This window comes from Sulfobacillus harzensis (genome assembly GCF_012933365.1).
In the GTDB taxonomy this organism is placed as follows: Bacteria; Bacillota; Sulfobacillia; order Sulfobacillales; family Sulfobacillaceae; genus Sulfobacillus_B; species Sulfobacillus_B harzensis.
Genome location: NZ_JABBVZ010000158.1, coordinates 1 through 5,446, shown reverse-complemented (window position 1 = coordinate 5,446; position 5,446 = coordinate 1). Strand labels below are relative to the sequence as shown.

The following is a 5,446-nucleotide window of genomic DNA, read 5'->3' as shown; positions in this document are numbered from 1 at the left end:
AGGGTCGAGTTAACGGGCTACTCTACATGCGGAGCGACGGCATCGCGGACCGACTACGCACACAAGCTGCTAGGACGTCAGAGAGCGCCATGTCTGCGGCACATGGCCGGCGAGGAGAGGATAATCCCATGACGATTCGAGTCGAGGAGTTGGAACAGCTAGCCAATGGCGTTGGCTGGCCCCCCTCTAACGCAGGGCCTCTGGCGGAGGCACTTCTTGAGAATTTCGCCAGTCCCGACCTGCGGCTTCGGGACGCGCTATCGCTTACCCTCATGGATCGCCTCATCGAGGAAGGGCTGCTGACCCTGGGGGAGCGGGTGGCTCTGTTGCAGGCGGCCCTGGATGATTGCCACCTTTTCGCGGGAATCGGCGAGAGCGGTACCGACAGTGTGTTTCGGCGCAGCTTCTCGGTCCTTGTGGTTCCCATGGTACTCGGGTCGGACCTCGGTGCCGGTGAGCTAACAGAGGATCTGTTGGTATGGGCGCTGGATCGGGTCCTGGCGTACGCGCGGTCGGAGCGGGACTGGCGAGGTTACGTGGCGAACAAGGGCTGGGCACACGCGGTGGCGCACACGGCCGATGCGCTCTGGATAGCCGGCCGTCATCCCAGAATTCCGGTGACTCGGGTGTCCGACCTACTGTCCGCGATTCATCACTTGGCGACGCTTCCCTATCCGCTGGGCTACCTGGAGGATGACCGTCTGGCGTTTGCTGCCTATCAGATCATCCAGTCGGGGCGTCTGAATGCGGACGCGATTCAGACATGGCTCGATAGCTTTCAACTATTGACGGGGCCCGACGACCAGGTCGAGACGCTCGGTGGTGCCAACGCCGAACACTTTCTCCGGAGCCTGTACTTTCGCTTTCGGGCGAAAGACCGAGAGCACGCATGGCTCGATCCGATCCAGGCGGCGCTGGACCGGTTTGACATCTTTCTGCTTTATCCCCCGCCCGACATAGAATCATGATGCTCGGTGGCTTAAGGGAGATACGGGGGAGAGTGCGCATTAAGGGCCGATTGCTTCGCGGAATTCGGAACGACCTTCCGGGCGGTCTGATATGGTTGTATCGACGGGGGGATATACCGATGAGTGAATTCGGATTGTATACCAAGTTCACCGCGCACGATGGTCAACGCGACGTGTTGGTCCAGATTTTATTGGAAGCCGCCGACAGCATGGCCTTGGTCGACGGTTGTGACCTGTATGTCGTCAACATCCCGGACGACGAGCCAAACGGTGTGTGGGTCACAGAAATCTGGCGTGATTCCGTAGCACACGATGCCTCGTTGTCCTTGGACACGGCCATGGCACTAATCCAGCGGGCGAGACCGCTGATTGCTCGCGTGAACCAAATAAAGCTTCGGCCAGTGGGTGGCAAGGGCATTTAGCCTGGCGTACATTCGGGGGCGAATATACGTTAAGACCGCCTTCTGGCAGTAGTATCTTAAGAGACAGGCCTTTCTTTGCGCCGATCGGCGATCGCGGCGCCTGAGATTCTCTCCAATATTGACCGGGGTTCTCTCTCGTGCTAACCTTACGACAATTACAATTTCGTAGCGGATTCGCCGGAGGTGCTGACCCTTGCGCATTGACGCGATAAATCGATAACTCGGAGGGTTGCTATCAGCCATGCTGATAGTGGTCCTCGCATGGAGGAGGACCATCGATGATCGTGATGCGGTATGGGGTCGGTATTTTGTTTGTGGATTTGCCCGTCTCGGATCCCGTGGGGCTCGCCCCGGGCTCCCTTCGAGCGAACCTGTCCGGCCCCAGAAATGGCCGACGAAAAACCTTCGCCCGTGATTATCCTGCCCCGTTTCCCTGAGCCCGGCGCCGAGAGGCTCGCGCGCCACCCTGGGCGGCGAACCGGGTTACCCGAAACCCTCTCGAAGACGTTGACCCCTGGGCTGGCCCACCATGGACAGAGTCCGACGGAACGTGTCCTCAGGGCCATTCGCGGGGGTCAGAGAATGGCCTATCACATCGCGCGTTGGGTAGCCGAGCCGGGTCTGGCAAGACCCGTGAACCATGTTTTCGATGCGTATCGCGTCGGCGCAGCCGGAATCCATTGGTTGCAGGCAGGGTTCGCCACGTACACCATCAGCCGATGCGCGCGGAATCGGGCGGCTCAGATGGCGGCGATGCGGGCAATATGGTCGATTCATTTACTAGGAGTGATACACATGGGTAACACAGAAAAGGGGATGCCGCGGGAACTGGGGCCCGAGCAGGTGCGGTTGATGCAGGGTCTGGCCCAGGAGGTGACCATCCGGCGTCCCGAGGTCCTGGAGGGCGGCGCGACCGTCGGGGAACTCGCCTGGCAATTTGGTAAAGACCGGGCAGCGATTGGCGACCGCTGGCGTTATCGCCTGTGGCCCCGCGCCGACGGCAGCGGCCGACTGGACGCTTGGGCTTGGATGTACCTCCCGCACACGGTGAGGCGTACCGACGGATCGACGTCCACGTCGACCAGCGCGGATCTAATCTGGCAGGTTCACCCGGACCGCCCCGAGCTGCTGGACGAGATTCTCGACTGGTACGCCGCGCAGGCGGCCGGCCTCGACCGATTCATCACGCCGCAGGATGCCGACACGGAGCTGCTGGCCCGTCTGGCCGCGCGCGGCTACACGCGCGATTCCGAGGCGGGGGGCGACGATGGCGACTGGCACCAGTTTAACCGTCGGACGCTCGTCAACCTCGCGGAGCCCGTCCTGCCGGCCGGGTTCCGTTTCCGCACGGCCGCGGAGGTTGGATCGGCAGCCGCCACCCGGGCGCACGTCGATGCGTGGTACCCATCAACATTTACCGAAACGTAAGCGTCCAATAGCCCCCACCTTGCGGTGGGGAATCGGACGCCTTAGACGGTACCGGGCACGGGGGTTCTGAGAGAGGCGGGCAGGGCCGGCGACCAGGGCAGTAGGTCAGCCCAGACGGCCGGATCCTTGAGATCGCGGTTGGGTAGCTGCTCGAACAGATATTGGAGATAGGCCCGGGGGTTCAAACCGTTTTCCTTGGCCGTTTCGATAATGCTATATGTAATCGCGCTCGCCTTCGCCCCGCGAGGGGTATTCATGAACAAGAAATTTTTCCGCCCAATGACAAAGGGCTTGATACTCCGTTCGCTCCGGTTGTTGTCGATATCCAAGCGACCATCCGCTAAGAAGGTTTGCAACGGCCCCCATTGGTTGAGGCAGTAGGTGATCGCCTGCCCGGTCGCACTTTTGGGCAAGGTCTGATCCCGTTGTTCGCCCAACCAGGCGCGAAATTCGGTCAGAATGGGGGTACTCCGCGCGCGACGCGCGCGCAAGCGTTCATCCGGAGTGGCCTCACGGACGTCTCGTTCCACATCATACAGGCGGTTGCAAAACTGGAGACCGTCCCGAGCCACGCTCGGCCCATCCCGAGCCTCTTTGGGGAGGGCGTTCAGCGCCTCCATCCACTTACGCCGGGCGTGCGCCCAGCAGCCAGCTAAGGTGACATCGGGGATTCCATGGTACCCGGCGTACCCGTCCACCGTGAGGTACCCTTTAAAACCGGCGAAAAAGCGCTGGGCATGCTGGCCGTCGCGGGTCTTTTGGTATTCATATAACACCATCGCAGGCCCGTCCCGTCCGGTACGGTAGAGCCACATATAGGACTGGGTTTTCGCGTCGCGCCCGTCTTCCTGCAACACTTGTACCGTCGTTTCGTCGGCTTGGAGGATATCCCGTTGGAGGAGTTCTCGGTGGAGTTGCTGATACAGCGGATCCAACCATTCCTGCGCGGCGAACACGACCCAGTTGGCCATGGTCTGCCGGGAGAGGGGGCTGTCTCAAAAGGCTTTTACCGTAAAATTTTCTCCCACTTGGCCCCTAAAAACGGGGAGAAAAGTGATTCCTTTCCTCCACTACGTGGGGTAAAAGGGGCACATTTTAGGGACGGCATCACCGCCGACATACCTTTTGAGACAGCCCCAATCTTGCTCCTGACGATATAGGGGAAGGCCGAGGGTGTACTTTTGATGGAGGATGTCGGCCATCAAGGACGGGGACGCCAAGCTCCCCGGATAGACCGGGCGCGGCATGGGCGCGGTGACAATCGGCACGGTGATCGCTTCGTGCTCACAGGTCCGGCACCCATACTTGTAGCGGACATGTTCCACCATCTTGATTTGCGCCGGAATGACCTTCAGTTCCCGGCGGACTTCCTCGCCCATTTCGTGCAAGGGCCCCGCACACGCGGTGCAGTGTTGCGCGTCGGGAGGCAACCGGTATTCGATCCGCTCCACCGGGAAATCCTTGAGGGCGGCATCGCGCCGCCCGCGGGCTCTCTTCTTGCGCGTATCGGGGATCGTCTCTTCGGGGGCCGCGTCCACGGCGGAGGCCGCCGTCGCTTCCGCTTCATTAAAGAGATGAAGCTGGATGGCATCGGACCGTTCCGAGGAGGCCCCAAACCGCTGGTGCTGGGCCAGCCGGAGGTGTTCCTCAAACCACTGCACTTGCTGGCGCAAGGCCGCGACTTCGGCTTCTAATTGCGCGCATCGGCGCTGGAGGGTTTCGGGCGTTTCCGGGAGATTGACCATAGGAGAGAGATTCGACACCAATCCCCGAAAACCCTGCTAAATCAACGGGTTCAGTCCACTTTTAGCCCGGAATTTATACCGCTGTCCGCGCCCGGACGGGCGCGTGGGCGTGCCGCTGATCCACGGCCAATCCGTCGAGGAGCCATTGCAATTGGCGCGGGGAAATGGCTCGCGTAGGCGCATCTTGGACGGCTTGCGGCCATTGAAAATGCCCGCGTTCTAATCGCCGGTACAGGAGCCAAAACCCGTTGTGATCCCAATAGAGGATTTTGAGCTTGTCGCGTTGGCGATTGCAAAACACAAAGAGAGCGGGCGCAAACGGATCGAGCTGAAAACGGGCTTGCACCAAGCCGGCCAATCCATCAATCGATTTCCGCATGTCGGTCGCCCCACACGCTAGGTAGACGCGTATCCCGGAGGCACCGAGTGCCCCCATCATGCCAGGGCGCGGACCACGGCCCGCAAAAGGCTGGGGTCAAACCCGGGCGGTATCTCGATGGCGGCAGAACCCACCCGCACCACCAAGGATGGCGTGGCCCTGGGGTCCGGGGCCACGGGCATGGACACCCAGGCCGCCTCCGACGCGGTCGCGTCGGTCGCCGGAAACTTCCGGAGCCAGTACTGCAAGTGCCGCACGTTGTATCCGTTTTGGCGCGCCCATTGGGCTTGCCCCAGACCACTGGCCCGGAACTCGGCCACCAATCCCGCCCACAGCTGGTGCAGTTCTTCGCGTTCTTTCTCACTCATGTGGAACAACCCCTTTCCTGAACTCTAGGGGCATTATGGGCGTCGGTCGGGGCTACGAGAAGCGTCCTGTAGAGATGTGATTTCGGCGGACTTTGACAGTTGAGGAAAAAATCCCCCCGTTGGTACGGTTGTGGTG

At 61.1% G+C, this 5,446-nt stretch carries 5 protein-coding genes and 1 pseudogene; 3 read left to right on the top strand and 3 right to left on the bottom strand.

The genetic code is table 11. The annotated features are described in order from the left end of the window. From HIJ39_RS21250 to HIJ39_RS21240, 3 genes are all read left to right on the top strand, one after another. Positions 1-968 (top strand): DUF2785 domain-containing protein (locus HIJ39_RS21250; RefSeq protein ID WP_207711838.1); only part of this gene is annotated, 968 nt, incomplete at its 5' end. A gap of 119 nt (positions 969-1,087) precedes the next feature. Then, positions 1,088-1,390 carry a putative quinol monooxygenase gene (locus HIJ39_RS21245; RefSeq protein WP_169103042.1) on the top strand — a complete coding sequence of 101 codons (303 nt, stop codon included), beginning with the start codon at positions 1,088-1,090 and terminating at the stop codon, positions 1,388-1,390. 387 nt (positions 1,391-1,777) lie between these two features. Further along, positions 1,778-2,818, top strand: coding sequence for a hypothetical protein (locus HIJ39_RS21240; RefSeq protein WP_169103041.1), 1,041 nt, complete (start codon positions 1,778-1,780; stop codon positions 2,816-2,818). Between the two features lie 41 nt (positions 2,819-2,859). On the opposite strand, the pseudogene tnpC reads toward HIJ39_RS21240, so the two are convergent. The 3 genes and pseudogenes from tnpC to tnpA form a co-directional block, all read right to left on the bottom strand. Further along, positions 2,860-4,563 (bottom strand): annotated as a pseudogene (tnpC, locus tag HIJ39_RS25315) (IS66 family transposase). A gap of 73 nt (positions 4,564-4,636) precedes the next feature. Beyond that, positions 4,637-4,999 (bottom strand): IS66 family insertion sequence element accessory protein TnpB, encoded by a 363-nt coding sequence (tnpB, locus tag HIJ39_RS21225; RefSeq protein WP_169103044.1) that lies wholly within the window; start codon positions 4,997-4,999, stop codon positions 4,637-4,639. Further along, positions 4,999-5,310 carry an IS66 family insertion sequence element accessory protein TnpA gene (gene tnpA / locus HIJ39_RS21220; protein WP_169103038.1) on the bottom strand — a complete coding sequence of 104 codons (312 nt, stop codon included), beginning with the start codon at positions 5,308-5,310 and terminating at the stop codon, positions 4,999-5,001. The genes tnpB and tnpA overlap by 1 nt, the downstream gene beginning before the upstream one ends. Positions 5,311-5,446 lie beyond the last annotated feature (136 nt).

What these genes read in the sequence shown, in the direction of transcription:
- tnpA (WP_169103038.1), bottom strand. Translation starts at nt 5,310, where the DNA reads ATGAGTGAGAAAGAACGCGAAGAACTGCACCAGCTGTGGGCGGGATTG.
- HIJ39_RS21240 (WP_169103041.1), top strand. Translation starts at nt 1,778, where the DNA reads ATGGCCGACGAAAAACCTTCGCCCGTGATTATCCTGCCCCGTTTCCCT.
- tnpB (WP_169103044.1), bottom strand. Translation starts at nt 4,999, where the DNA reads ATGGGGGCACTCGGTGCCTCCGGGATACGCGTCTACCTAGCGTGTGGG.
- HIJ39_RS21245 (WP_169103042.1), top strand. Translation starts at nt 1,088, where the DNA reads ATGAGTGAATTCGGATTGTATACCAAGTTCACCGCGCACGATGGTCAA.